The organism is Baaleninema simplex PCC 7105, assembly GCF_000332355.1.
GTDB classification, from domain to species: Bacteria; Cyanobacteriota; Cyanobacteriia; order Cyanobacteriales; family Geitlerinemataceae; genus Baaleninema; species Baaleninema simplex.
This window is the reverse complement of the sequence record NZ_KB235958.1, coordinates 1,081,392-1,106,109: the sequence shown is the minus strand read 5'-3', so window position 1 is coordinate 1,106,109 and position 24,718 is coordinate 1,081,392. Positions and strand designations below refer to the sequence as shown.

General features: G+C 50.2%; 25 protein-coding genes. 16 read left to right on the top strand and 9 right to left on the bottom strand.

The genetic code is table 11. The features are described 5' to 3' along the window. The first annotated feature begins 153 nt into the window (after nucleotides 1-153). Nucleotides 154-2,622: a single-stranded-DNA-specific exonuclease RecJ gene (gene recJ / locus GEI7105_RS29430; protein WP_017659729.1), complete on the top strand. Its 2,469-nt coding sequence runs from the start codon at nucleotides 154-156 to the stop codon at nucleotides 2,620-2,622. Between the two features lie 54 nt (nucleotides 2,623-2,676). On the opposite strand, the gene GEI7105_RS0106825 is transcribed toward recJ, so the two are convergent. The 3 genes from GEI7105_RS0106825 to psb30 form a co-directional block, all read right to left on the bottom strand. After that, the gene (locus GEI7105_RS0106825; protein WP_017659728.1) at nucleotides 2,677-3,300 is read right to left on the bottom strand and encodes a DUF4276 family protein; all 624 of its coding nucleotides are present in this window, start codon (nucleotides 3,298-3,300) and stop codon (nucleotides 2,677-2,679) included. 75 nt (nucleotides 3,301-3,375) lie between these two features. After that, on the bottom strand, nucleotides 3,376-4,587 hold the full coding sequence (locus tag GEI7105_RS0106820; RefSeq protein WP_017659727.1) for an AAA family ATPase: 1,212 nt from the start codon (nucleotides 4,585-4,587) through the stop codon (nucleotides 3,376-3,378). Nucleotides 4,588-4,938: 351 nt separating this feature from the next. Next, nucleotides 4,939-5,058 carry a photosystem II reaction center protein Ycf12/Psb30 gene (psb30, locus tag GEI7105_RS34505; protein WP_017659726.1) on the bottom strand — a complete coding sequence of 40 codons (120 nt, stop codon included), beginning with the start codon at nucleotides 5,056-5,058 and terminating at the stop codon, nucleotides 4,939-4,941. A 248-nt stretch (nucleotides 5,059-5,306) separates the two neighbouring features. On the opposite strand from psb30, the gene GEI7105_RS0106810 reads away from it, so the two are divergent. From GEI7105_RS0106810 to GEI7105_RS0106800, 3 genes are all read left to right on the top strand, one after another. Continuing rightward, nucleotides 5,307-5,678, top strand: a complete 372-nt coding sequence (locus GEI7105_RS0106810) for a YkgJ family cysteine cluster protein (RefSeq protein WP_017659725.1) — start codon at nucleotides 5,307-5,309, stop codon at nucleotides 5,676-5,678. Between the two features lie 75 nt (nucleotides 5,679-5,753). Beyond that, nucleotides 5,754-6,113, top strand: coding sequence for a TMEM165/GDT1 family protein (locus GEI7105_RS39735; RefSeq protein ID WP_017659724.1), 360 nt, complete (start codon nucleotides 5,754-5,756; stop codon nucleotides 6,111-6,113). A gap of 52 nt (nucleotides 6,114-6,165) precedes the next feature. After that, entirely contained in the window at nucleotides 6,166-6,438 is a 273-nt protein-coding gene (locus tag GEI7105_RS0106800) for a TMEM165/GDT1 family protein (RefSeq protein WP_017659723.1), read from the top strand. Between the two features lie 134 nt (nucleotides 6,439-6,572). Here GEI7105_RS0106800 and GEI7105_RS0106795 read toward each other — a convergent pair whose 3' ends face one another. Next, nucleotides 6,573-7,412 (bottom strand): alpha/beta fold hydrolase, encoded by an 840-nt coding sequence (locus GEI7105_RS0106795; RefSeq protein WP_017659722.1) that lies wholly within the window; start codon nucleotides 7,410-7,412, stop codon nucleotides 6,573-6,575. A 101-nt stretch (nucleotides 7,413-7,513) separates the two neighbouring features. Between GEI7105_RS0106795 and GEI7105_RS0106790 the strand changes: the two genes are divergently transcribed. Beyond that, a complete protein-coding gene (locus tag GEI7105_RS0106790) occupies nucleotides 7,514-9,196 on the top strand; it encodes a vWA domain-containing protein (RefSeq protein WP_245555386.1) in 1,683 nt (560 codons plus the stop codon). Nucleotides 9,197-9,824: 628 nt separating this feature from the next. Here the strand turns inward: GEI7105_RS0106790 and GEI7105_RS0106780 are convergent. After that, nucleotides 9,825-10,487, bottom strand: coding sequence for a hypothetical protein (locus GEI7105_RS0106780; protein ID WP_017659719.1), 663 nt, complete (start codon nucleotides 10,485-10,487; stop codon nucleotides 9,825-9,827). Nucleotides 10,488-10,835: 348 nt separating this feature from the next. On the opposite strand from GEI7105_RS0106780, the gene GEI7105_RS0106775 reads away from it, so the two are divergent. Together GEI7105_RS0106775 and GEI7105_RS0106770 are read left to right on the top strand one after the other, a co-directional pair. Further along, entirely contained in the window at nucleotides 10,836-11,216 is a 381-nt protein-coding gene (locus tag GEI7105_RS0106775; RefSeq protein ID WP_017659718.1) for a hypothetical protein, read from the top strand. Between the two features lie 251 nt (nucleotides 11,217-11,467). Then, complete coding sequence (locus GEI7105_RS0106770) at nucleotides 11,468-11,797, top strand: hypothetical protein (RefSeq protein WP_083862332.1); 330 nt, start codon at nucleotides 11,468-11,470, stop codon at nucleotides 11,795-11,797. Here GEI7105_RS0106770 and GEI7105_RS0106765 read toward each other — a convergent pair. After that, nucleotides 11,777-12,004 carry a ferredoxin family protein gene (locus GEI7105_RS0106765; protein WP_017659716.1) on the bottom strand — a complete coding sequence of 76 codons (228 nt, stop codon included), beginning with the start codon at nucleotides 12,002-12,004 and terminating at the stop codon, nucleotides 11,777-11,779. The two genes, GEI7105_RS0106770 and GEI7105_RS0106765, sit on opposite strands and share 21 nt — an antisense overlap. Nucleotides 12,005-12,314: 310 nt before the next feature. Here GEI7105_RS0106765 and GEI7105_RS29425 point away from each other — a divergent pair, with 310 nt between their 5' ends. The 9 genes from GEI7105_RS29425 (at nucleotide 12,315) to GEI7105_RS0106720 (ending at nucleotide 19,219) form a co-directional block, all read left to right on the top strand. Then, on the top strand, nucleotides 12,315-12,752 hold the full coding sequence (locus GEI7105_RS29425) for a class I SAM-dependent methyltransferase (protein WP_071591981.1): 438 nt from the start codon (nucleotides 12,315-12,317) through the stop codon (nucleotides 12,750-12,752). A 421-nt stretch (nucleotides 12,753-13,173) separates the two neighbouring features. After that, nucleotides 13,174-13,509 carry a class I SAM-dependent methyltransferase gene (locus tag GEI7105_RS29420; RefSeq protein WP_192816686.1) on the top strand — a complete coding sequence of 112 codons (336 nt, stop codon included), beginning with the start codon at nucleotides 13,174-13,176 and terminating at the stop codon, nucleotides 13,507-13,509. Between the two features lie 75 nt (nucleotides 13,510-13,584). Next, nucleotides 13,585-13,905, top strand: a complete 321-nt coding sequence (locus tag GEI7105_RS0106750) for a 2Fe-2S iron-sulfur cluster-binding protein (RefSeq protein ID WP_017659715.1) — start codon at nucleotides 13,585-13,587, stop codon at nucleotides 13,903-13,905. 243 nt (nucleotides 13,906-14,148) lie between these two features. Continuing rightward, the gene (locus GEI7105_RS0106745) at nucleotides 14,149-14,331 is read left to right on the top strand and encodes a DUF8621 family protein (protein WP_017659714.1); all 183 of its coding nucleotides are present in this window, start codon (nucleotides 14,149-14,151) and stop codon (nucleotides 14,329-14,331) included. Between the two features lie 4 nt (nucleotides 14,332-14,335). Next, a complete protein-coding gene (locus GEI7105_RS0106740) occupies nucleotides 14,336-15,385 on the top strand; it encodes a DUF3326 domain-containing protein (protein WP_017659713.1) in 1,050 nt (349 codons plus the stop codon). A gap of 6 nt (nucleotides 15,386-15,391) precedes the next feature. Then, complete coding sequence (locus GEI7105_RS0106735; protein WP_017659712.1) at nucleotides 15,392-15,982, top strand: CPBP family intramembrane glutamic endopeptidase; 591 nt, start codon at nucleotides 15,392-15,394, stop codon at nucleotides 15,980-15,982. Nucleotides 15,983-16,021: 39 nt separating this feature from the next. Further along, entirely contained in the window at nucleotides 16,022-16,879 is an 858-nt protein-coding gene (locus GEI7105_RS0106730; RefSeq protein WP_017659711.1) for an inositol monophosphatase family protein, read from the top strand. Between the two features lie 75 nt (nucleotides 16,880-16,954). Continuing rightward, nucleotides 16,955-17,890 (top strand): J domain-containing protein, encoded by a 936-nt coding sequence (locus tag GEI7105_RS0106725; protein ID WP_017659710.1) that lies wholly within the window; start codon nucleotides 16,955-16,957, stop codon nucleotides 17,888-17,890. A gap of 99 nt (nucleotides 17,891-17,989) precedes the next feature. Further along, on the top strand, nucleotides 17,990-19,219 hold the full coding sequence (locus GEI7105_RS0106720) for an ATP phosphoribosyltransferase regulatory subunit (RefSeq protein WP_017659709.1): 1,230 nt from the start codon (nucleotides 17,990-17,992) through the stop codon (nucleotides 19,217-19,219). A 300-nt stretch (nucleotides 19,220-19,519) separates the two neighbouring features. On the opposite strand, the gene GEI7105_RS0106715 is transcribed toward GEI7105_RS0106720, so the two are convergent. From GEI7105_RS0106715 to GEI7105_RS29410, 3 genes are all read right to left on the bottom strand, one after another. Further along, on the bottom strand, nucleotides 19,520-20,944 hold the full coding sequence (locus GEI7105_RS0106715) for an aminotransferase class I/II-fold pyridoxal phosphate-dependent enzyme (RefSeq protein ID WP_375339032.1): 1,425 nt from the start codon (nucleotides 20,942-20,944) through the stop codon (nucleotides 19,520-19,522). A 1,029-nt stretch (nucleotides 20,945-21,973) separates the two neighbouring features. After that, nucleotides 21,974-23,083, bottom strand: a complete 1,110-nt coding sequence (locus tag GEI7105_RS29415) for a leucine-rich repeat domain-containing protein (protein ID WP_245555384.1) — start codon at nucleotides 23,081-23,083, stop codon at nucleotides 21,974-21,976. 317 nt (nucleotides 23,084-23,400) lie between these two features. Beyond that, nucleotides 23,401-24,633: a leucine-rich repeat domain-containing protein gene (locus tag GEI7105_RS29410; protein ID WP_144053700.1), complete on the bottom strand. Its 1,233-nt coding sequence runs from the start codon at nucleotides 24,631-24,633 to the stop codon at nucleotides 23,401-23,403. Nucleotides 24,634-24,718 lie beyond the last annotated feature (85 nt).

Here is a 24,718-nt window from a genome sequence, read left to right as displayed (position 1 = left end):
CCAAAGCTCGATCGACACCAAAACACACCCGACCTGTCTGTGTCTCTCTGTGTCCTCCGTGCCTCTGTGGTGAACCCGATTTTCCAAGGCAGCCTATTGAAGCCAGACAGCCAGTGTGATAAGTCTGAACATTAACGCCACCCCAACGCCTCAATGCTCGATCGCGCTCCTGCCCGCTTTTCCATCACCCCAAAACTCCCACCCCAACGGTGGCATCTCCACGATCCCGAAGAGAATCGCACTCGGGAACTCGCCCAAACCCTCGATCTCCCCGAAGTTCTTGCCCGCGTCCTGATCGATCGCGGCTTCGATACCCCCGAAAGCGCCCAAATTTTCTTAAATCCCGAAACCCTCGAACTGCCTCGGTTTATCGACGACTTCCCCGACTTGGGCATCAGTTACGACCTCATTCGGGAAATGCGCGAAGCCGGACGACTCATCGCCATTTGCGGCGACTACGACGCCGACGGCATGACCAGCACCGCCTTACTCCTGCGGGCGTTGCGAACCTGCGGCGCCAACGTCGAATATGCCATTCCCAGCCGCATGACGGACGGCTACGGCATCAACTCCCGCATCGTCCGCGAACTCCACGAAAAAGGCGTCGGTCTCATTATCACCGTCGATAACGGCATTAGCGCCCACGATCCCGTCGAAGAAGCCCGAGAATTGGGGATGGAAATCATCGTGACCGACCACCACGACTTACCGCCGGAAATTCCCCTGGCCAGCGCGATTCTCAACCCGAAAATGACCCGCGCCGATTCCCCCTATCGCGGCATGGCAGGGGTGGGCGTGGCGTATATGTTGGCGATGCACGTTGCCGAACAGTTGGGACATCTCGACGAGTTACGGTTGCCCCTGTTAGAACTGTTGACCTTGGGAACGATCGCCGATCTCGCGCCGCTGTCGGGGGTCAACCGCCATTGGGTCAAACAGGGGTTGGGATTGCTGCCTCACTCGACGATTCCTGGAATTCAGGCGTTGATGCAAGTGTCGGGAACCACGGAAAAGGGCGAGAAAGCTCTGAAACCGGACGCGATCGGCTTTCGCTTGGGACCTCGGATCAACGCCGTCGGACGCATCGGCGATCCTCAGTTGGTCATCGAGTTACTTTCGACGGACGATACGGGTATTGCCCTAGAACGGGCGATGCAGTGCGAACAAATCAATCAAACCCGTCAGGGGATGTGCCACGACATCGAACGGGAAGCGATCGAATGGTGCGAAACTTCGGAAATCGACCTGTTGGAAACGCGGATTCTGGTTCCCCTTTCCGACGGTTGGCATCACGGGGTCATCGGGATCGTCGCGTCGCGGTTGGTGGAACGGTACGGGGTTCCGGTGTTTATTTGTACCTACGAAGATGAGGAAAAGCAGCAGGTTCGCGGTTCGGCGCGGGGAATCCCTGAATTTAACGTTTTCGAGGCGTTGGAATACTGCAAAGATTTACTCTCGAAACACGGCGGACACCCTGCGGCGGGTGGGTTTTCGCTACCCGAGGAAAATCTCGAGGCATTTCGATCTCGCTTGAGTGAGTTCGCCTGTCAGTGTTTGGAACCGCATCATCTCAAACCCCGCGTGACGATCGACAGCCATCTGGAGTTAGAGGGGGCGAATTCGACGTTATACGCAAAGATCGATCGCTTGCATCCCTGTGGCATCGGCAACCCGGAACCAGTCTTTTGGACGCATAACCTGCGCGTCGCGGAACAGAGAATCGTAGGAAAAGGACATTTGAAGTTAACCGTCGCCGACGAGAACGGCACGGAGAAAAAGGCGATCGCGTGGCGTTGGGGGGATTATTTTCCGCTGCCAACGCGGGTGGATTTAGCCTACAAGCTACGGGAAAATAACTGGAGCGGCGAACGGGCGATCGAACTTGAAATCGTCGGGGCGCGACTTCCAGATGGGGTGGAATTGACGGCAGATGCGAAACCGTCCCCCTCTGAATCAGTCAATGTCGAAGAAGCAAGCGTAGACGATTCCATCTTGGAAGATTTAAAATCTGAAGAATCCCTCTCGAAAGATTCGACCTCTGAGGATTTGACTTCTGAAGAGTTACAAAAAGAAGAGGCGATCGCAGAACTTTCAAAATCTGAAGATTTAACCTCTGAAGCTTCGACTTCTGAAGAGTTACAAAAAGAAGAGGCGATCGCAGAACTTTCAAAATCTGAAGATTTAACCTCTGAAGCTTCGACTTCTGAAGATTCGACCTCGGAAGAGGTAAGCATAGACGATGCAATTTCAGAAGTTCCCAAATCTGAAGACTTAACTTTTGAAGATTCGACTGCGGAAGAGTTACCCTCGGAAGATTCAAACTCGGAAAAAGCAAGCGTAGACGATTCGACAACCGAAACGCCAGCGCCCAAACCTCAACCGTCTGCGCCCAAAATTGCCAAATTCGACTATCGCGATCGCGTATATCAATGCGGTTTGTACGAACTCCAAAATGGAAAAGAACTCCGAATTCGCAACGATCGCGGTCAAGTTCTCGCGGTTCGACAGGGTAGTGGAACGGGGTTACTCGGAACGAGTCGCGAGGATGCGAAAACGGTCAACGTTCGACAAAAGCGTTTTTTCGATTTAATTAAAGTAGCCATGCAAGCGTTGCAAGTTTAGTTAAAAATCGAAAAAGTTCCTTCAAAAATTAACCCCATTTTTTTGGAAATGGGGTTACAAATTATCTGTTTTTAAAATTAATTTTATCCCAGAAAAAAAGCATTGAAAACTGGGCGATCGATTCAAATTGGGCTGCATTTCTTTCGAGATAGCGCGAGCCGCTTCTACTTTATTCAATCCACCGGGATGATAGTTTTTACTTTGCAATAATTTTTCAAGAGCTTCCCAAGCTCCCACAATTTCATCGGGGTGTCGATAGCGTTTTTGAGTCGCAAATTTAGGCAGAATCTTAGGATAAGCTTTCGTAATAGCATCCGCATCGCCGAGAAACCAGGCTTCGAGTTCTTCGATCGCAATACGGTTAAGAACGACAAAGTCATCGCTTGGATAATTACTTTTCGTAGTAAAACCACATAAAATAGCTTGCTGTTCTAAGGTCTGTTTTAAATCGAAACAGTTATCGTTATCTCGATCGCACAACACCACAATACGATAATTTTCGGGTATCCAAGCACGATATCCTCGGAGGCGATCGGGGAGTTTTTTGAGAAGATCGCGTTTCCCTTGAAAAGCATGAATTTGAAACGTTACATCTTCGGGCAAAAACTTCAGAAGTAAATTTTCAAGAGCCACTTCAGCCGAGTATTCTTCTACTAAAAATTCGATATGAACCGACATGAGTTAATTTTTGCGTCAACTTGCCTTTTTAGAAAACACCAAATTCACGTTTTAGAATTACTTAAATTCTATTTTTTAAATTCTCGGTGTACCATGATTTTTTAAAGGATTTCCAAATTCAAAAAAATCCTCCATCCAAAGGTTTCCCAGCGTTGCACCGTTATCAATTGCTTCGCAGACTCCACGCATATCCGCAGCTCTTTTCGCTTGTGTAAAACCGCGTTCGTCGCGATACAGTACCCAAAGTTCGTTAGGACGCAAGCCATCGACGAAATAAGGAGAATGGGTTGTAACCATCAGTTGACTTTGACCGGACGCCGTTCGACACTCTTCAGCGAGTTCGGGTAGCAAACGGGGATGGAGATGGTTTTCAGGTTCTTCAATTCCGATGAGTTGAGGCGGATCGGGATCGTACAGAACTGTTAGATAAGATAGCATTTTAAGAGTGCCATCAGAGGCAAATTTTGCCAGAATAGGTTGTTGAAAAGGAGCATCTTTAATTTGAAGCAGAAGTCGTCCGTCCAACATCATTTCGGCGTCGATGCGTTCGAGACGTGGAATGCGTCTTACGAGGGTTTTAAGGATGCGATCGAGCCGTTCGGGATGTTGTTCTTTGAGGTATTGTATGACGTTAGGTAGGTTGTCTCCGATTTCGGATAAGCGTTCCTGGGGACCGGCTTCAGGGGTACTCCGTGCGGTATCGATGGTGAGATAAGATAGATACCAGCCACTAATAAATCGTCGCAAAGCACTAACGCGAGGATTGCTAGCAAATTGTCCGAGGGTATTGACTGCTAAAATATCGGCACTATCTAACTCTTGTGAAATGCGTTCGTCCTGTTCTTCTGGCATTTCACCACTAATCACTCGACCTTTACCCTCTTTGAAGTCGAGAAATTTAAACGGTGCGCCGAAGCGTTTTCCGCGCCTCCATTGCAACCATTCTTCCGCAATATAAGGACCTCGTTGATTTTCTTCGATTGCCAAAAAGTAGGTAATCGGCGGAGTTCGATCGTTTTCGCGGTATTTTAACTCAAAGGAAATCGGACCCGTTGCACCTCGCGTCCGAAGTTCGCGGAAGCGTCCGCGTCGGTCCCAGGCACGTCGGAGACCGAGTTGAAAGCATTCCGACAGAAAGGCAAATACGTCAAATATTGTGGATTTGCCGCTACCGTTGGGACCGAGAAAGACCGTCAGCGGTGTAATGTCTCTGAGTTCGAGATTGTGAAGGGCGCGATAATTTTTGACCTTGAGTTGTTCGATTCTGGCAATAGTCGGTTTAGTCATTGGATGACTTGATATGACGTTCTTGAACTCAAAGAAATCCGCAAATTCCGCAAGATACAAAAACGGATCTCAATAGAAAATGATAAATGATATAATTAGAGTATTGGGTTTATGTTTTGAATGGTAATCCCAGATTTGATAGAATTCAGTTGATTAACTCGATCGACGATACACATCACGATCGAGATCCTTGGAACTCAGAGTGCAATTTTGGTATTGCGTGATTTGGAGATCGCACTCAAGGAGTGTTCCTCCATTTTATAGTTTGTCTTGCCGATAGCGGAAAAAGCTCGATCGCACAAGTCGATCGAGCCAAGGTGGAGGAACAGAACGATAAATGTAAAGACCGTTTTAGAGGTCGCCGCCTCGAAAGGCGAGAACGAAAACCACCAAAGGACCAGCGACCACGATCAGACCCACCAGCGTTAATTGAATAATGGGTTCCCAGTTAATTGATGCTAAAGCTTCCATAGAGTTCTCCCAATCGGACGAAACAGGGCTAAATTATAAATCGCTGTAAATGCCGTTTAACATCTTACTGGCTTAGCCCCGTCGGATTTTAATAAAGTTTACAAAACTATACAAAAAATCGAAAGATAATGACGATCGCCCCCAGATTTTCCCAGGATTCCGTCTCTCCTCCCCCGGAACCGCTGCGACAGAGACGGCGAAAACCCGCTAAGCTCGATATAGACCCTCGACCCTAGGAGAGCGATCGCGTGGCTACCTGGCAATGTATCAAACAATGTGGAGCGTGTTGCTACCTCGCCCCGGACGAACGACCGGATTTAGAAGATTATCTAACCGCTGACGAACTCCAACAGTATCTCAGCCTCGTGGAATCCGACGGTTGGTGTCGCAATTTCGATCGCCAAACCCGAGAATGTCGGATTTACGACGATCGCCCCGCATTCTGTCGAGTTGACGCCGAGGAATACGAACGTCGCTACGGGATCGATCGCCAGGACTTAAACGAATTCGCCATCGAATGCTGTCGGGAACATATCGACGACATTTATGGCGATCGCAGCTTAGAACGGTTAAAGTTCGATCGTGCTGTGGGAATCCCTCGCATCCTGCGCCCTCGCTAAGCCAAATTACCCAATTCTTTGTAAAATTACAACAAGTGTTACAACACTTGAAGTTTTCGATCGCAGCCATCACCCGTGAAAACCTCGACCCCGACTCCCGAACCCACCACCGACGCCCCCCAATCCTCCGAAACGCCGAAAAACGGAATTTCGCGATCGGCTGTGACCGTCTTCGGTTCCACCTTCTTCACCATTTTTCTTGCTGAAATGGGGGATAAAACCCAACTCACCACATTGTTAATGACGGCGGAATCGAAATCGCCTTGGGTAGTGTTTCTCGGTGCGGGTTCCGCCCTCGTCCTCACCAGTTTAATCGGCGTTCTCCTCGGTCGTTGGTTAGCCAATCGCGTGTCGGAAGACACGATCGAAACTCTCGCCGCCGTTCTCCTCATTTTCATTTCCATTTTGCTGCTAGGTGAAACGATTTACACCTAACGTTTCGCAAGAATTTGAGAAGACTTCTAAGTTTTAACGTTCGAGAAAACAAATGGATTTGAACTTACTAGGATTGACGTTCTTCGCAGTTTTTATTTCCGAACTTGGCGATAAAAGCCAACTGGCAGCGATCGCCCTCAGCGGAAGTTCTAAATCGCCTCAAGCCGTCTTTTTTGGAACGGCGGGGGCGTTACTTTTGGCGAGTTTTTTAGGCGTTCTCGCGGGGGAAGGCGTCGCGCAACTGCTGCCGACACAGCTTCTCAAAGGTTTTGCAGCGTTGGGATTTGCCTTGATTGCGTTGCGGTTGTTGTGGAAACACGATTAGGCATTGTGAGTGTTGACTTCACTTAATAAGATCCCTGGCATCTCGGAGATGCCGGGGATCTCGCCCTTTCCAAAAAAAACGCTGGGAAGTCGCCACTTGCTGAGAAACCCTACTGAGTAATTGATCGCGAACTGTTAAACTTCGAGAAATTCGCGGACGATTTTTAAATAATTCGGGGCGTCTTCCAACATGGGAAAATGCGCCGTATTGGGAAGCATCACGTATTGAATAATTTTACTTTCGTTTTTCTCAACCGCTTCTTGTCCCATTTTAGCCGGGATAATCTGGTCGAATTCCCCCGAAACCAACAGCGTTGGAACCCGAACCTGAGAAAATTCACCGGGCATCGTTTCAGCCGCTTTTTGACTCACCGACGTATAAATCGTTCCCAACGCCGCCTCGTAATCTGCCATTAAAAAATCCGCCAAAAACGCGCGACGTTCTGTCGAGGGAATTTCGCGTTTGAGGAAACGTGCCATAAAAATTCGATCCATTAAAGGAATCGACGCCAGCCATTTGGGACGAAACTGAACGACGAGTTTTCCGAATTTGTGGAACGTCGTAAATTCCTTTTCGTTATATTCAAAAATGCCGCTACAGGTGAGAATGGCGCGATCGATCCGTTCTGGGTAGCGATTGAGAAATAACGTCGCGATCGACGCCCCCATCGAATGCGCGTTGAGAGAAACGCGATCGAGTCCCATTTCGTCCAAAAACACCGCCAAATCGTCGGCGTAGGTTTCCAATTCGTAATCGAGACTCACGGATTTCGGAAGCCGAGAACGCCCGAATCCTCGCATATCGTAAAGCAAACAGTCGAAGCGATCGCCCAACGCCGCCGCCGTCGAACGCCAATATCTCGCCGAACCCGCCCAACCATGTAAAAACACCAACACGGGTTTGTTTCCAGACGGGGGCGAGTCGGGAATCCATTCGTAATAATGTTCGACGCCGCGCACTCCGATGTAAGGCATGGTGTTTCGATCGCGTAGAGAATTGGTCTAGAGTTCGATTTTACCGCAGGCGATCGCCCCTGAGATTTTCGCGGTTTCACAAACCGTAACCGTCGAGACAGTTGATAAATTCCCGTGTTAGCGTTGGCATGGAGGCGATCGCAACTGGAGGTAAACGCATTATGTCCGCCCGTTTCAAACCCATTTTCGTCTTAAGTGCGATCGTTGTCTTACAGAGTCTCGTCGGTTGCGGAGGACAGGAGTACTCAGAAACCCTCGAACGTCAGCAATTCTCCTCTTACGATAGAGCAACGGAAGAAGCCGGAACAACAGCCTCAGAAGCCCCCATCGCCGAAACCGAAGACTTCAACCGGGAGGATTACAACCCCATTGAAGAAAACGACTTTCAACTGGTGCGATCGCAACCCCTTTCGACATTTGCGATCGATGTCGATCGCGCCTCCTACAGTAACGTTCGCCGATTTTTGGAAATGGGGCAACTCCCCCCCAAAGACGCCGTTCGCATTGAAGAACTGATTAACTATTTTTCCTACAATTACCCCCAACCCGAAGGCGACGTTCCCTTTGCGATCGATACCGAAGTCTCCGAAGCCCCCTGGAATCGCAGCCACAAACTCGTCAGAATCGGGTTACAAGGGCAAGAGGTAGACACCGAAAACCTCCCCCCGAGTAACCTCGTCTTCCTCTTCGACGTTTCGGGTTCCATGGAACAACCCGACAAACTCCCCTTACTCAAATCTGCCTTTCGCCTTCTCGTCAACGAACTCGACGAATCCGACAGCGTATCGATCGTTGTCTACGCCGGGGCTGCGGGTGTGGTTCTTCCGCCTACCCCCGGAAGCGAAAAAGACACTATCCTCAATGCTTTAGACCAATTACAAGCCGGAGGTTCCACCGCTGGCGGAGAAGGCATCGAAAAAGCCTACGAACTCGCCCGAGAGAATTTTATCGAAAACGGTAACAACCGCGTGATTCTCGCTACCGACGGCGATTTCAACGTCGGCGTTTCCAGCGAAGGGGCGTTAGTGCGTTTGGTGGAAAACAAGCGAGACAACGGCATCTTTTTAACAGTTTTAGGCTTCGGAACGGGCAATTTACAAGATGCCAAAATGGAACAAATGGCGAACCACGGCAACGGAAATTACGCCTATATCGACAGTTTGCTAGAAGCCAAGAAGGTGTTAGTCACCGAAATCGGGGGAACCCTGCTGACGATCGCCAAAGATGTCAAAATTCAAGTGGAATTCAACCCCAGTAAAGTCTTGGCGTATCGATTAATCGGCTATGAAAACCGCCTGTTGAGCGATCGCGACTTTAACGACGATACCAAAGACGCCGGAGAATTGGGGGCGGGGCATTCCGTCACGGCGTTGTACGAAGTGATTCCCGTCGGGGCAGAAACTGACGTCAACCTTCCCGATGTCGATGATTTGAGATACCAAGATACGGAAGTTTCGCCCGAAGCCGCCGACAGTGACGAGTTGATGTTGGTGAAATTGCGGTACAAAGAACCCGACGGCGACACATCGGAGTTAATTACCCAACCGCTTCTCGATAAAGGAATTCGCCTCGATGCCACCTCCGACGATTTTCGCTTCGCCGCGTCGGTGGCAGAATTCGGAATGTTGTTACGGGATTCGAGTTACAAAGGCGATGCCACTTGGGAAGAGACGTTAGACTTAGCCCGCAATTCCCGAGGAGAAGATGCAGAAGGCTATCGCACCGAGTTTATGCGTTTAGTCGAACAAGCGCAGATTTTGGCAGAATCCGCCGCGTCAGAATGAGGAGTAATGCTACTTTAGGGCTTGCCGAAAAAGTATTAACGTTAAGGTGAGGGAAGGGAACAGCGGATCTGGGAATAGGGAACAGGGTATCGGAGGCGGAGGAATGCGAGCGGCTCCCGATTTTCTCCCGAATTTTAGCCCCATCATGGCCGAAAACTCGGGATTTGTTTGAGATCGATTCCCTTAAAGTCCTTGTTTCATAAAGGTTTCAGTTTTATTCAGCACACCCTACTTTAGTTTTTGAATCCTTGCCACGAAAGGATTGTGACCGATCGGTATCATTAGAGTGCCGCACGACCGAAAAACTGTTATCTGTCCTCGCTGTTCCCTCTTCCCTGTACCCTGTCCTCGCTGTTCCCTCTTCCCTGTTCCCCTAAGTGGTGCAGAAAACTTTTCGAGATCTAGGATTGACAAAAGACATAAAATCTGTATTGAGACTCGAGCCAGATCCCCGGCATCTCCAAGATGCCGGGGATCTCCGGCAACCATTTACCGATCTGGGATTTTGCGGCCAACCCTTTAATACGGCGATATCTGTTCTAACAAGGGTTTCAGGACTTTTCTGCACCACTAAGCCCTGTTCCCTCTTCTCTCTTCTCTCTTCCCTTTTTACGAAAGAAGCTCCCCATCACCCCTTCTCCCGTTGCAGTTTTTCCATTTCCTCGCGGACTCCGATGCCGATTTGGAGAGTATCGTGGAGAAATCGCGCGTATTCACCGGCTTGATGGTTGGTTTCGATCGCTTTGAGGGCAGTGAGGTTGTTGGTAAAAAGTTCGGGGCTGTTGGCGAGGAAATCGCGGTTTTCGCGGAGGATGCGCTCAGTTTTGAGAGCGCGGACGAGATCGTCTCGGGTGAGTTTTAAGGCGCTCAGAAGGGCTTGGCGTTCTGAGTTATTTTGGGGGGGACTGTCGGAGAGGCGATCGCCGATCTCGATGGCTTTGAGGGTGGCGTGATAGCGATCGACATCTTCGAGGAGCGCCATCAAGGTCGCGGGAGTGGTAGACTGTCGCCACAGCCAACGCCCTCCTACGATGAGAAACGGCATGACGACTAAGCACGCGATCGCAGCGACGAGGGAGTTACCTAACACCGGACGGATGAGAAACAGGTAGACAAATCCGACGAGCAGCGGGGTGAGGGCCAATCCCGTGAGAAGTTCTTGCAGGAAAAACTGGAGTCTCGTTCTTCGATTCCGTAACAGGCTCGCTCGAAAGACCTCTGAGGGATCGATGCCACTTAAGCGTTTTAGTTCTCCGTAACTCAGCTCTAAGCCTTCTAAGTCTGACTGCACGGCGGTTTAGTTTCTGGTGGGGACGGTACTATCGACTCACTTCATTTTAGCCGTAGCGATTTCCGCAGGAATGCTCGTCGGATACGGCTGACTTCAGGCGTCATCGTTCTTCGTAATTTGTTGCGAAAAATTAAAAATCGTATTAATTCTTAATAATTGATTCAGTCATATCGAACGGATGTCGATCGAGTCGAGTGGGAGTGAGAGGTACGACACAAGAGAATTTAGGCGATCGCATCCGAGCCAACCGATCGATCGTTCGATCGCATTTATGAGTGTATCGGGTTTAATCTTTGCTATTATTTATATAACGTAATAAAAACACACAAAGCTGGGTAGGGTAAGCACATGACTGGATTCATTCGCGGGCTGTTCGGCCGTAAAAAGCAGCCCGAACAACAAACCGTGAAATCGGAAGGTTCCTCGCAAGCCTATTTTCTCAATCAGGACGACGCCAAGACCTTGGGCGACATCGACTATATGCGGAAATCACGGCAAATCCGCCGGACGTTCCCGACCATCAAAGGTGCAAGCCTCGGTCCTACCGAACGCGTCCGTCAGGTTTCAGCGATGGAAGAGCGCGATTACGCTCCCGACACCCCGTCTTCGACGAGTGCGAGCCAATCGAGTACGTCCTCGAGCAGTTCTGACTTCCAGCGGCGCACGGCCAAAACCGACACGAACATGGATATGTTTCGGAACATGGCGAAAAACATGAAGCGCCGCTAAGACAACGGCTTGTGCTTCGAGCTTAACGGCGATGCTTTCAGCCTAAAGAGAATTCTCGATGGGGTTGTCTGAAAATCGCTGGTGCGGTAGGTTTAGTTTTCTATCAGGAAAGCGAACCTACCGCGTTTTAACGATTGCCCACCGCAAGTCAGCGAAGACGGACGGTTGAACTTGTGGACGCTCGAGGGTCAGTTACGCTCGTCGATCGCCAGTCACATTGACATCCTCACCGCCCTGAAAGGACGGTGAGGATGTCAAAGCTGTGGTGCAGTGATGGTATTCCGTTGATGACACTGGGCGGCCACGAAAGCGTCATCTGGGACGTTATTTCCAGTCCTGACAGTCAAGCGATCGTCTCTGGCGGCGACGATCGCACGGTACGGTTGTGGGATTGGGAACGGATTCTACTTAGCCACGAATCCGAACCTCAGCTCAGAGGAGCGTCAGTTGTGCGATGGGATTTGACGACTGCCACCCGATTCGGCAGTCGGACGTACTCCGGAAAGGATACTCGCTCGCAACGCGCCGCAGAATTGAAGAAGCAGAGCGATCGCGAGGAACTATTGCGGCGTTCTTTGTAGATCGGGGCGTTCTTCATCGACGATCGCCCCTTCGACCGGGCAAACTTGCAGACAGATGCCACAGTCGATGCAGGTGGCAAAATCGATCCAGTACCAATCGGTACCTTTGGTATTTTTGCCGGGACCGTCGTGAATGCAGGCGACAGGGCAAGCTTCCACGCAGTCGGCAATGCCTTCGCAGGTGTTGGTGACGATGGTATGTGGCATGAGATCTTCCTAACGTTCGATCGCTACTCAAATGTAAAGCGTTCTTTACATTCTAACGGGTGTCGTCTCTCGGCTACAGGGAAAGATCGGCAAATTTCTGCCAGGGTTCCGTTTTTCGAGGGTCTCAAATTGATTCAAATAACAATTATCTTCGCGATTTTAGAAGAATATTAATGCGTTTTATTCAAGTAAATTACGATTTTTGAAGGTTATTTTATAAAATGTAGAACGTAATATAAAATACAGAAAATTTTGTATTCAACTGTTACCAATTCGAGAAAAGCTCTTGTGTTCCCAAACTTTTAAAAAGATGGCTTGTTTCAACAAAGTCTTCAAACAGATCGCGATCGCCCTGTTACTGCTGCCGATTGCGTTGAACCTGGTAAGTTGTAGCCGAATTCCTCTCGGCACCGTTACCCAAGATGGCGTTTACGAATATCGTAGCCTTCACAGTCCCGATGGCATCGGCAAATTTTATCGGGGGCGCGAAATTGCCAAAGTTATGGGACATTCAGAATTATTGTGGCTCGAACGAAGCGATCGCCAGCGTCAAGAACGTCCCGATCGCGCGATCGAAGCCCTCAACCTCCAGCCCGACGATATCGTTGCCGACATTGGTGCAGGAACCGGCTATTTCAGCTTTCGGATTGCCAAACAAGTTCCTGAAGGACTCGTTTACGCCGTTGACGTACAACCGGAAATGCTCGACTTTATTCAATTCGTGAACGCTCCGACGATTCACTGCTAAGCAGTAGAATCGCGGCTTCCTTGTCCGGCACTCTCCCCTACGGAGCAGCTACAGTTGTCCAAGATAGGCGGCGCTCTCGCCTACGGTCAGGAACTTTGGCCTTGACCGCACTCCGAGTCGTTTCCGCTCGTGAGTTTAAGTGATTATCGACAATGCCATACCAACTTTTGACCGGCTCCCTACTTTTAACAATCGGGCGATACCGGACTTACAGGTTTAGCTGTACCTTACCGAGCAGGTCTTGTATCTACCCGGTACTCCAGAGTTCTTATTCTGGCGGGTAATAGTGCCGTACTCAGCTAATTCAATAATAGTACACTGTTGCCCGCCGCTAACTAACGATTCACCTGACGGTAGAATCGTAGGATGCGCGACGGTTCTGCTCAAATCCGAGAACGGTGTCGAAAACGTCAAACCCATTTTGGGAACCGCGACCCATCCCAATCTCCCCGAAGCTAGCATCGACGTGGCGTTGATGGTGGATGCGTACCACGAATTCGAGTGGCCGCGAGAGATGATGGAACGAGTCGTTAAGTCGATCGCGCCGGACGGAAGAGTGGTTTTGCTGGAGTATCGCGGCGAAAATCCTTTAATTCCCATCAAGAGACTGCATAAAATGACTCAAAAGCAAGTCAAACGAGAAATGGCAGCGGTGGGCTTGCAGTGGCGAGAGACCTTCGACGGCCTCCCCAACCAACATCTGATGGTGTTCTCTCGTCCGAACGCCGTCGCAAATCCGAATTTTGTGAAAGAATAAAAGACTGTATCTATCACTCAATCGCGATAAAGCTGCCCCACACCGAAACGTTTCCAAGGAGTATCGCACCGAACTATGCCTAAAACGTACACCGTCGAAATCCTGCACGAAGGTCAAAGCCACACGATCGAAGTTCCGGAAAACGTCACGGTTCTCCAAGCCGCCCACGACGCGAACATCGATCTCCCCAGTTCCTGCTATTCTGGCGTTTGCACCACCTGCGCCGGGCAAATCATTGAAGGTACTGTCGAACAAGGAGACGGGATGGGAATCAGCCCGGAACTGCAAGAGGAAGGGTACGCGCTACTGTGCGTGTCCTATCCGCGCTCTGACTTGAAGGTCGCCACCAACAAGGAAGACGAAGTGTATCGACGTCAGTTCTCTCAACCCGCTTAGTTTTAGAGGGGGAGAGGGGGAGAGGGGGAGAAAGGGAGAGGGGGAGAGGGGGAGAGGGGGAGATACTGTTCCCGATTCCCGATTCCCGATTCCCCGTTCCCTGTTCCCGATTCCCCGTTCCCCGTTCCCTGTTCCCGATTCCCTGTTCCCCGTTCCCTGTTCCCCGTTCCCTGTTCCCCGTCTTCACTGGTGACTGGTGACTGGTGACTGGTGACTGAAACACTGTTCCCTATTCAAAAAACCATGACCACACATTTCATTACTGCCGAAATCGATTTAACGGAATCTCCGAAGCAACTGCACCAGGACATCGAAGCGGAACTAGAAAAACGCGGCGAACCCTTGCGGTGGGCGGTGACGGAGACAAACCCCGAAACGGGTAAAGCGAAAGTCGAAGCTGTGGTCACGCAAGATCGAAACGCTTGAGTTCGTGACCCGACCTTATACCGTTGTCGCTCTCGTCCCGACGGGAATCGGTGCCGAGATTGGCGGTTATGCTGGCGATGCCATTCCCGTCGCCCGCGCGATCGCCCAGGTGTGCGATCGCCTGATTACTCACCCCAACGTCCTCAACGGCGCTCAACTGTACTGGTCGCAACCGAACGTCTCCTACGTTGAAGGCTACGGCTTAGACCAGTTCGCCGCCGGACGCTGGGGACTTCGCCCGGTGCATCAAAATCGGGTGGGTTTGATTTTGGATAAAGCGATCGAACCCGATTTGCGATTGCGCCACCTTCAGGCCGCCGACGCCACCCGTGCGACTTTGGGACTGGATTTAACGGATTACGTCGTCACAGACGAGCCGTTGGGCGTCAGCCTCCGAACGTCGGAAGCGGGTGCTAGCTGGGGAACTCTCGACAACCCCGATAGCTTGCTACGAGCCGCAGAACGGTCGATCGATCGCGCTGGAGCCGAAGCGATCGCTATCGTGGCCCGCTTCCCCGACGAAAGTGGCGACGCCTTCGATCGCTACCGCAGCGGACAAGGCGTCGATCCCATCGCAGGGGCCGAAGCCGTTATCAGTCATTTGGTGGTGCGTCAGTTCCAAATTCCAGCCGCCCACGCCCCCGCTCTCTCTCCGCTTCCCGCCGACCCCAGCGTGTCCCCTCGGGCAGCGGCCGAAGAACTCGGCTATACTTTTTTACCCTGCGTGCTGGTGGGGTTGAGTCGCGCCCCCCAGTTTGCAGACGCCTCGACCGGCGAGGAGGGAATCGTGCGATCGCGCGATATTGATGCGATCGTGGTTCCCGAAACCGCTTGTGGCGGCAGTGCTATCCTAAATTTGAGCCAGACTGCCGCGCGAATCGTGGCAGTTCGCAACAACCAAACGCAGATGCGGGTTCCGCCAGCCGCCCTAGGAATTCGAGCGATTACCGTCAATTCTTATCTGGAGGCGTTGGGGGCGTTAGTCGCCCACCGCGCGGGGATTAGTCCCGCCGCCCTAAGCCCCCATCTGTCCCCGAGCCGTCCACTTTCTTAATTTAGCGTGACCGACCGTCGTTCCCCTCCGCCCGAGACCGAATCTCTGACTCGCACCCAAATTTTAATCGCTATGGGCATCACGGCCATCGTGCTGCTGGCCGTAGCTAAATTGTGGCTGCGATTTGGGACAGTTCAACGACTCCCTTTATACTGGAGTCCGAGCGCGATCGCCTGGGGTGCTGGGCTGAGTGTGGCGATCGTAGCCGCAAGTTCTCTGCTCTATCGCCTGTGGCCGGCGTATCGCCAAAGCGCTCAATTCTATTTGGAACTGGTCATCGCACCCCTGACTTGGCCGGATTTGCTGTGGTTGGGCTTGCTGCCGGGTATGAGCGAGGAACTGCTGTTTCGCGGCGTCATGTTGCCCGCCCTAGGCTCGAACGCTGTGGGATTGACGCTCTCGAGTTTGTGTTTCGGCGCCCTTCACTTGAGCAACGCAAAGCAGTGGCCGTACACGATTTGGGCAACGGTCGTCGGTCTCGTGTTAGGGGGGAGTGCGTTGCTGGCCGGCAACCTCTTGCTGCCGATCGTGGTTCACGTGCTGACCAATTGGATGTCGGCCTGCTTGTGGAAGTGGCGTCAGTCTCAGACGGTGTGAACGAGTTGAGATCCGGTAAATTTTAAGCGTTAAAGTCTGATGAGTGTAAATCGTTTCGATCGCCTGCCCGTTTTTCTCGATATTGCGACGGAAGCTGCCCTGGCTGGAGGCGCGGTGTTGAAATCCTATTGGGGCAAACTCGACGGCGTTGAGGAAAAAGGACGCTCGGGAGATTTGGTGACGGCGGCGGATAAGGCAGCCGAAGCTCGGGTTCTCGAGGTGTTACGCCGCCACGTCCCCGAACACGGGATTTTAGCGGAAGAATCGGGCAATCTCGGCCGGCAAGCTAGTCCCTTTCTGTGGGCGATCGATCCCCTCGACGGGACGACGAACTACGCCCATCAATATCCCGTGTTTGCGGTGTCGGTGGGACTGTTAATCGAGGGAAAACCAGCAGTGGGGGTGGTGTACAATCCCGCCACTGACGAGCTGTTTCGCGCTGCGAAAGGATTGGGGGCGACTCGAAATCGCGTATCGATGCGGGTTTCGACGACGGACTCCCTGGCTCGAAGTCTTTTGGTAACGGGCTTTGCTTACGATCGCCGGGAAACCGACGATAATAACTATGCGGAATTTTGCTATTTGACCCATCTGACGCAGGGGGTTCGACGGAGCGGATCGGCGTCTGTGGATTTGGCGCACGTGGCCTGTGGCTGTCTCGATGGATATTGGGAACGGGGCTTGTCCCCCTGGGATATCGCAGCCGGAATCGTTCTCGTTGAAGAAGCGGGCGGACGCGTTACGGCTTACGACGGTTCGCCGCTGGAGGTGACCTCGGGGAGACTTCTGGCTACTAACGGCAAAATTCATCGGGAGACGAGCGATCGCCTCCTCGAAGTGCGCCCGCTGGCCAGTTTGCCGGGAGTCGGACACTTAAGCGAGCGATCCCCCGTCTGAAATTAAAAGGTTTAGAGTATATAAAGATAACGCCAGATAAGTATTGATAATCGTAACGGAGGTGGTGACGACAATATGTCGTTATCTTTTGAGATCGAACGCGGACTGTTTCACTTAGACTTTACAGACCATCACGCCATTTTAGGAATTTCCCTCGATGCCGAGCCGAAAGCGATTCGCAAACGCTATCTCAGCATCGCGCGGCGGTTGCATCCAGACGTGTGTAAAGCTGACAACCGGGAACTCGCGCAAGCGCTGCTCTCGAAGTTAGTCAATCCTGCCTACGCGAAACTGTCCAACGAGCGGGAATGGAACGATTACGGGGTCTTGTTGCGGATGACAGCTAAGCGACTGCTGCAAGAACACCAATCGATCGCCTTACAGGACGAACGAGCGCAAGCGTTGATGCGAGAGGAGGGGTTCGAGTCTAAGTATCGCGCGGCGATCGAGGAACTGGCCGGTAGTCAGTACGAGGATCTCGATCGCGTGGTGGACGCGATCGGCCAGTTGAGCGAACTCAATTTCGCCTATTTGTTTCGACGGGAACAGCAAAATAAAGGCTGGCCGAAATCGAAGGAGGAGCGACCGAACCGTCCGGTTCCCCCGCCGCCTCCCCCGCGATCGTCGACGGACGCCTTGGTGGACAAGTATTTTCAACGAGCGCAGTCTCTGTTGCAGAGTCAGCGGTTCGCTCAGGCTCGTAAGGAACTGCAAGACGCCCTCAAACTCGACGCTAACAGCAGTCGCTGTCATGGATTGATGGCTCTGGTTTACGTCGAGCAGCAGAAGCAAAACCCCTCGAGCGTGAATTTGCGACTGGCGAACACTCATTTGACGAAGGCGTTGAAACTCGATGCGAAAGATCCCACCGCTCTCGAGGCTCGGAAACAGATTACTCGTATGATGGCGCGATCGGGAGATGGAAAGGCGAAACCGAAAACGAAACCGCCTAAAAAATCCGATCGCGGTGGCGGTGGTCTGTTCAGAATTTTTGGCGGTAAGAAAAAATAACCCGATCTTAACTTGCCTTCGAGACCCTCCACCCCTGAGAATAAAGGTCGGCCAATTTCACGATTGCGTCGGTTTTCGCAAGTCCAACGGCGAACGAACATGACCGTACACCAACCTCCAGCCGGGGCGCGGGATTTACTGCCCCTCGACGTAACTCAGAAACAGTGGATCGAACGGCGCTTGCAGGATGCTTTCCGGCGCTGGGGCTATCATCGGATTATTACTTCGACTCTCGAACGACTCGATACTCTCATGGCAGGGGGCGCGATCGATCGCTCGACGGTCATGCAGTTTCAAGACCCCGACGATGAGACGTTGGGACTGCGCCCGGAGTTGACGGCTTCGATCGCTCGGGCCGCCGTCACGCGCATGGCGGAGTTATCGCTCCCGCAACGACTCTATTACAACGCCAACGTGTTTCGTCGCAATGGCTCGAAGGCTTATGGCGGACAACAGGAATTTTATCAAGCCGGGGTCGAACTCCTCGGAATTGACGGGGCGATGGCCGATGCGGAAGTGCTGCTGCTGCTCGGTGACTGTTTGCGACGGGTGGGGTTGCAACGCTGGACGGTGGTTCTCGGAGAAGCCGAACTGACGCGATCGCTCCTCGACCCGTTCCCGGAATCGTACCGATCTCGCGTCCGCGAGGCGATCGCTAGGCTCGATCGCGTGGCTGTCGAAACGATGGAGTTGTCGCCGCAACTGCGCGATCGCGCCCTGATGCTGTTCGATTTGCGCGGACGCCCCAAGGATGTGTTGCAACGGTTGGCGAGTCTCGACCTCGACGACGACCGACGCCGCGTTCTCGATAACCTCAAGTCGTTAATCGCACTCGTCGAGTCGATCGATCCGGAACTCCTCGAGTCGGTGGTTTTGGATTTGAGCCTCATCGAAACGTTTAATTACTACACGGGGATCGTTTTTGAGGTGGTCTGTGAGTGTGAGTCGGGAACTCGTCTGCTCGGAAAAGGTGGACGTTACGATCGCCTGTTGGAACTTTACGATCCTCAACAGCGCCGCTGTCCCGGTATCGGCTTTTCGCTTAACCTCGAAGATTTACAACAAACGCTGTTGACGGGCGATCGGCTCCCGACCAACACGCCTGCTAGCGATTGGTTGGTGGTGCCTTCGACGCCCCGCGCACAAGCGGCCGCTTTTTCCTGCGCTCGCGAGTTGCGCCAAGCTTCGGAGTTGGTGCGGGTGGAGCTGCTCCTTGAGGAGTTCTCGGACGGCGATCGAGTGCGTCAGTACGCTCGCAGTCGCCGCATTTCCCATCTGGCTTGGGTCACGGAACACGGCGACGTGCAGCAGGAACTGCTCGAGTCTTGATATTGTGAGTTCGATGTGGTGTGTGGGAAGCTGGTAGATTCACCACAGAGACACAGAGGAGACAGAGAGCGCTACGCCACTACGGTTAAACGGGGTTCGGTTTCTGCTGCTAACCCCGTTATGCTTGCTACGCGATCGTATATGTGTTTGATATTGATTTAAAAATCAATTATTTTTAAATATTCCCATTATTTTAGACTGCTATTAGAATATCCGAAAAATTTGCTGAAGTCAAGCCTAAAAATGCCGCGAGCGACTAAATTTTTATTCACCACAGAGACACAGAGGACACAGAGAAGGCTACGCCACTACGGTTAAACGGGGTTCGGCTTTTGCTGCCAATCCCGTGACGCTTCCGCCGGAGTTGACAATTTGCTCGATGTATGATATGGAGGCGGCAGAAATCCGCTCTCCCGGTATTAAGGCGGGAATTCCGGGGGGATAGGGACAAACGATTTCGGCGCAAACGCGATCGAGACTCTCGTGTAACGCGACGGTTTCCGTTTTGGCGAAATGTGCCTCTCGAGGGGATAACGCTAGCGATGGAATCGGTGGAAACGTCACGTGAGAGACCGTTTCGGTGTCGTGGGGAAGGCGGCGGAGTTTCTCGAATCCCGTCACGAGGCGATCGATATCTTCAGATGTATTTCCCAGGGTAATGGCAAAGGTCAAATGTTGCAGTTCGGGGAGTTCGCAGGTGACGCCGAACTGTTCGTGAAGGGATTCGTCGGCGGTATATCCAGTCAATCCCCAGTTGGCGATGCTGACGGTGAGGCGAGTGGTGTCGAAGGGTGGGGAACTCTCGAAAATTTCTAAATCGGGAAGTTGCGACAGTCGTTGTCTGGCGAGTTTGGTGAGGGTTAAGGTGTGTTGGAGTAAGTTGAATCCTTCGGTGGCGATTTGATGTCTGGCGGCGTCGAGACTGGCTAGAAGTAAGGCGTTGGGACTGGTGGATCGAACTAAGGATAGCGCGCGATCGATCCGTTTGGCTTCGACGCGATTTCCCTTTAAGTGCAACATCGACGCCTGAGACAACGCACTGAGGGTTTTATGGGTCGATTGGATGGCGAGATCGGCGTCGGAGGCGATCGCGGATTTGGGGAAATTGGGGTGAAAGTGGAAATGTGCGCCGTGCGCTTCGTCTACGATCAGGGGGAGGTTGCGGCGGTGACAGAGTTGAGAAATTGCCTCGATATCGCTACAAACGCCGTGATAGGTGGGAGAAACGATTAAAACGGCGCGAATGTCGGAATGTTGGTTTAAGGCAAATTCTAGGGTTTCTGGAGTCGTTTTGAGGGCGATATTCCAATGGGGATGGTATTCGGTTTCGACGAATATCGGAACCGCTCCCGCGAGAATCGTTCCCGAAATCACCGATTTGTGAACGTTGCGGGGGAGAAGGATTTTATCGCCAGGGGAACAGGTGGCGAGGATAGCGGCGATAATTCCGGTGGTAGAACCGTTGGCGAGAAACCAGGTTTGAGATGCACCGAAGGCGTCTGCGGCGAGATGTTGCGCCTCTTGAATGACGCCATCGGGATTGAAGAGGTTATCGAGTTCGGGAAGTTCGGGTAAGTCGGCTTGGAAAACAGTGTTTCCCCACCAGTTTTTAAGGAGTTTGGAAATTCCCCTTCCCTGTTTGTGTCCTGGTAGGTAAAAGGCGGTGTGGTAGCGTTGGGATTGTTGTTTTAAGGCATCTATAAATGGGGTTTGGTGTTGCACGATTCCAAGATTTTTAATGTTTTTCAATCTCGAAATTTGGTCTTCAAAAATTGAGATGATAAGGCTCTTCGGAGTTTAGGGTGACAGAAAAACTAAATTCACGAGATTTCAAGGGTTTTGACTCTCGAATCCTCTATTTTTTGTATTATGTTATACATTTATAATCACAAACTCCGAAGACCCGATGATAATAGTATAATGGAAAACCTATATAGGCGAATCTCAAGATAAACTTTTTTGTAGAAGACTTGGTAAATTTACCAATTTCATAAAAATCTATAGTATAGCAATCCTAAATGGTTTGCGGAAACAGATCGGCTGAAAACCCCATGCCGTAACGATCTATCCTGAAAACAATTCGCAAACGACGTCGTACTGCTATAGTCCTAAATGAGTTGTTAAAAATGGCTCTTCGGGGTTTAGGGTGACAGAAAAATTAACTTCACGAGATTTCAAGGGTTTTGACTCTCGAATCCTCTATTTTTTGTATTATGTTATACATTTATAACCACAAACTCCGAAGACCCTTAAAAATTAAAATACCAAACAAAACCCGATTCTCTGTTCGCTTTTTGTGTCGATTTTGTTACACAACTTATTTAAGGCTGCTACATATAGTAGTCCTAAATGAGTCGTCAAGAATTAAAACACCAGAAAAAATCTGATTCCCCGTTCCTCGTTCCCGATTCCCTTTTTGTCTCAATTTTGTTACACAACTGATTTAGGGTTACTATATAAAATATAGCAATCCTAAATGGTTTGCGGAAACAGATCGGCTGAAAACCCCATACCGCAATGATTCATATTGAAAACGATATGCAAACGAAGTCATACTGCTATAGCCAAAGCCCCAGAAAGCGACAAAAATCAATTAAAATAATGGTTGCGTGAAGCACAGAGTATTTATAGTGATGCGATCGAGACAATTTGCGATAGTTTTAACACAATAGGTAAGAATTTATTGAGCCGAACAACCAACAGAATTCTGGAGAATATTAATAATATTGAATTTTGAAAACCCGTTTATCGATCTTAAGGCCGTCCCCTTCTTAAAGGTATAGAAACATAAGGCCAATCAAACTGGCAAAGACTTTCGTGGGGACGAGGACAGGTTCGATCGATCGTAGGATTTCCCCAGAGAGATAGCTCGCTCAAACCCGTTAAATTGGGATGAGCTAAGGGGGTCACGTCCTCAATTTGATTGGCTCCAAGTCCGAGCCAAATGAGTTCAGTGAGGTTCGCGAGTGGGGTGACATCCTGAATTTGATTTTTACTGAGTTCGAGTTTGATTAAATTAGTGAGATGGGCTAAGGGAGTCACGTCTTCGATTTGATTGGCACTGAGTCCCAGCCATTTTAGGTTGGTAAGCTTAGCTAAGGGAGTCACGTCTTCGATTTGATTGAAAGAGAGTCTAAGCTCGTTCAGATTAGTGAGGTTGGCTAAGGGAGTCACGTCTTCGATTTGATTGGCTTCGAGTTCTAGTTTGACTAGGTTCGTCAGGCTGGCTAACGGTGACACATCTTTGATTTGATTCTCTTTGAGAGTTAAGGTCTCTAGATTCGTTAAGTTGGCTAAGGGAGCCACCTCTTCAATTTGATTTTTTTCGAGTTCAAGTGATATGAGGTTGGTGAGGTTTGCTATGGCTGTGATGTCTTCAACTTTATTACTGCTGAGTCCAAGGATTGTCAGGTTAGTGAGATGGGCTAAGGGGGTAATATCTTCGATTTGATTGCCACCGAGTCCAAGGATTGTCAGGTTAGTGAGATGGGCTAAGGGGGTAATATCTTCGATTTGATTGTCTCCAAGTCGAAGGGTTGTTAAATTGGTGAGATGGGCTAAGGGGGTAATATCTTCGATTTGATTGTCTCCAAGTCGAAGGGTTGTTAAATTGGTGAGATAGGTTAAGGGGGTAATATCTTCGATTTGATTGCCACCGAGTCCCAGGGTTGTTAAATTGGTGAGATGGGCTAAGGGAGTAATATCTTCGATTTGATTGCCAGGAAGTCTAAACTCACGCAGACTTGTAAGAGTTGCTAGGGGAGTGACGTCTCGAATTTCTCGATTGTAGAGTTCTAGCTTTCTTAGGTACTTGAGTTTAGATTCAGCTCGATCGCAATCGTCCGCTTCAATCTCTCTTAACACCACGGATACTGTATATCTAGCTTCTACTGTTAATAATTCTGGGTTTCGACACCAATCGCCGAAACTCTCAAACTTTCGAGGGTGGTTCGGCTGAATTCGAACGACAGGAGGTTGACTACAAAAGTTGACCGTCATTGCTGATATAAACGCCAGACTCAATGCTTTCTTCATGGATTTTTTATCTCGTCTTCACTAATTTTTTGTACATTGTTAAATATTGAATCTTTAAAATCTATTTATCTTATAGCAGTCCTCAATTAATTGTGGATTCTCAATCTAGCTATAGCAAGGGTTTAGGGAGTCGATCTTTTCACGATTCATCTAGGAGGATTGCTATAGGGTCGTCTTCTTATTAAGGGTGTAGAAACATAAGGCCAATCAAACTGGCAAAGACTTTCGTGGGGACGAGGACAGGTTCGATCGATCGTAGGATTTCCCCAGAGAGATAGCTCGCTCAAACCCGTTAAATTGGGATGAGCTAAGGGGGTCACGTCCTCAATTTGATTGGCTCCAAGTCCGAGCCAAATGAGTTCAGTGAGGTTCGCGAGTGGGGTGACATCCTGAATTTTATTTTTACTGAGTTCGAGTTCGATTAAATTAGTGAGATGGACTAAGGGAGTCACGTCTTCGATTTGATTGGCACTGAGTCCCAGCCATTTCAGGTTGGTAAGCTTAGCTAAGGGAGTCACGTCTTCGATTTGATTGAAAGAGAGTCTAAGCTCGTTCAGATTAGTGAGGTTGGCTAAGGGAGTCACGTCTTCGATTTGATTGGCTTCGAGTTCTAGTTTGGCTAGGTTCGTCAGGCTGGCTAACGGTGACACATCTTTGATTTGATTCTCTTTGAGAGTTAAGGTCTCTAGGTTCGTTAAGTTGGCTAAGGGAGCCACCTCCTCGATTTGATTCTCATTGAGTTTAAGTGAGATGAGGTTGGTGAGGTGGGTTAAGGGTGTAACCTCCTCAATTTGATTCCCATTGAGTTTGAGTTCTGTTAGGTTAATCAAGCTTCCTAACGGGGTCACATCCTCAATTTGATTGTCTTTGAGCCAAAGCTCGTTGAGATGGGTTAAGCTGACTAAGGGAGTAATATACTTAAGTCGATTCCGACTGAGTCCAAGCTTCTTCAAATTAGTGAGATTGGCTAAAGGGGTGATGTCCTCGATTCGATTTGTACTCAGCCAAAGCTCGTTCAAATTGGTGAGGTTGGCTAAGGGAGTCACGTCCTTGATTCGATTATTGCTGAGTTCAAGTTCGCGGAGATGTGTGAGCTTGGCTAAGGGGGTTATATCCTCGATTTGATTCCCATTAAGTTTAAGTTTTGTTAGGTTATTGAGTTGAGATTCAGCTCGATCGCAATCGTTGGTTTCAGTCTCTCTTAGCAAGAGTGAAAATGTATATCGAGCTTCGGAGGTCAATAACTCTGGATTTCGACACCAATCGCCAAAACTATTCAACTCTTCAGGGTGGCTTGGCTGAAATTCAATGACAGCACGTTTACCACAAAATTTGAAGGTTATTGCTGATAGTAACGCCAGACTCAATGCTTTCTTCATGGATTTTTCATCTCGTTTTCACTAATTTTTTGTACGTCGTTAAATATTGAATCTTTAAATTGAATCTTTAAAACCCATTTATTTG